The sequence below is a fragment of the Stenotrophomonas sp. P5_B8 genome, from assembly GCF_054049855.1.
This window is the reverse complement of sequence record NZ_JBFULO010000590.1, coordinates 1-1,851: the sequence shown is the minus strand read 5'-3', so window position 1 is coordinate 1,851 and position 1,851 is coordinate 1. Positions and strand designations below refer to the sequence as shown.

1 protein-coding gene and 1 pseudogene are annotated in these 1,851 nt (G+C 60.9%); both read right to left on the bottom strand.

What is annotated here, in order from left to right:
• Positions 1-1,295: pseudogene (locus ACXJKH_RS19680) on the bottom strand (pilus assembly protein); the annotation flags it as partial.
• 145 nt (positions 1,296-1,440) lie between these two features.
• The coding region (locus ACXJKH_RS19675; protein WP_457321887.1) for a pilus assembly PilX family protein at positions 1,441-1,851 on the bottom strand (411 nt) is incomplete at its 5' end.

The following is a 1,851-nucleotide window of genomic DNA, read 5'->3' as shown; positions in this document are numbered from 1 at the left end:
TTGATGTGCAGATTGGGCTGGCAGTCCAGACGCTTGTCCGGGTTGGCCCCCTTGCAAGCCTGCGGCACCGGCACCTTGCCCGCGGTCAGATCGGTGCGCAGCGGCGAACCGCCATTCACGTCGTTGTAGTACTTGGTCACGATGTCGGCCATGGTATTGGCATTGCCATCGCTGAACGGCGCGCCCATCGCACTGTCGGTGTTGCCGACAGTGGGGCCATCTCCGTTGCTGAAGCCGTCGGTGAACAGCATCACCGCATTCTTCTGGCACATCAGCTTGACCGGGGCACCTGCATCGGTGCGCGTCATCTGCAGGGCAGCCGCGTTGACGGCCTGGCGGTTCGGCGTACCACCACTGGCGGTCAGCGCAGTCATGTCGGTGTAAAGCGCCAGCTTGTCGGAGTTGTTGGCCATGTCACGCATGGCGAGACGCTTGGTTGTCGACGTGCCGCTGTCATAGCTGCCGTTCTGGTTGATCCGAAAATAACCGACACGCAGATTGTTGATGTCCGACAGCGAGCGGGTCATGCCGGCGATCATCGCGCGATTGCGGTTCCCGTAGTACGAGAACCAGTTCGCGAAGTTCTGCAGCGCCGCGGTATCGCCGGAACCGATGGTGTACCTCCACATGGCGCAATTGGTACCGCAGGCGTTGTCCACCTTTACCCGCGTGATGCCACTGTAGGCATTGGTCGCGCCCGGAATCTGTGGATAGGGATCATTGGCTGCGGTCCAGCGGACGTAAAACGTCGCCGGGGTGTACTGCATGTATACCGTGGCTACGCCATTGTTCCAGGTGTAGTCGGAGGTACGCTGATAGTTGGTGTTGTTGTAACGGTAGAACGTACCCGCGGGGATGACCATGCCATCCTGCATGCGGAACGAGTCCGCAGACGCCGTACTGTAGTACGGTGAGGCCAGTGCCACGGTCGTGGTGGCGCGGGGGTCGATGCGCGTCTCCAGCAGGCCCGCATCGCCGTAGGAAACACCACTACCGTTGACCCACGGCTCGTATTTTACCGAAGGGTTGTAATAGGTTGGATTGAACTGCGAGGAACGCGCGAAACCCAGCATATCGATCGGCGGGATGCCGTAGCGTCCGGTGTCGATACGCGGCCCCGGAAGCACGTGCAGATAGTCGCAGTTGCCCGACGTGTACAAACTGCCATTGGCGTCGAAGAAACTCTTGCGCGTGGTATTCCAGCAGCCCTCACCGTCCTGGCCCGGGAACTGGGTCTGGAATGTCATGGAGCCGGAGTCATCGACCGCCATGATGAACGCCGGTGCGGTCTGCACCTGGTTGTTCAGCGGAGCCTGCGCTAGTACACCCTGTGCCTGTGCAGCGATCAGCGTGTTGTAGCCGACCAGTGCGATACCCAGAGCCGCTACCGTGGAGGCAGCCGTAATCCATTTGAATCTGCGCGAAGCCATAGCCGCGTCCTCAGAGCTTGAAAATGGTGTCGACTACCGACGACGACGTCGGGCTGGCCGGGTTGTCTGCGGAGTAGCCGGTAATCTGGTAGGTGGCGGTCGGCTTGTCGTTGACCGGCGCGCCGCCGGCGTTCGAGTTGCCCGACGAATCGCCACCACAGGTATCAATCTGACGCACGTTTACTGCGGGAGCCGCAGTAAGACTGCGCTGACGCGCCCACTGCACCGAATCGAACCCGTCGCAATCCAAGCTGATCGCACTTTCGGTGTAGAGACTGCCGGCCGGGAGCGCAGTCCGGTTGAATACCGCCGCCGCGGTCGATTCCGCATTGCGCACGACACCCTCGGTATTCTGGAAGGACATGTTCACCGCGCGGTAGTTGGATGCCATCTTTTCCTGCATGCCCGCAACCTGCATACC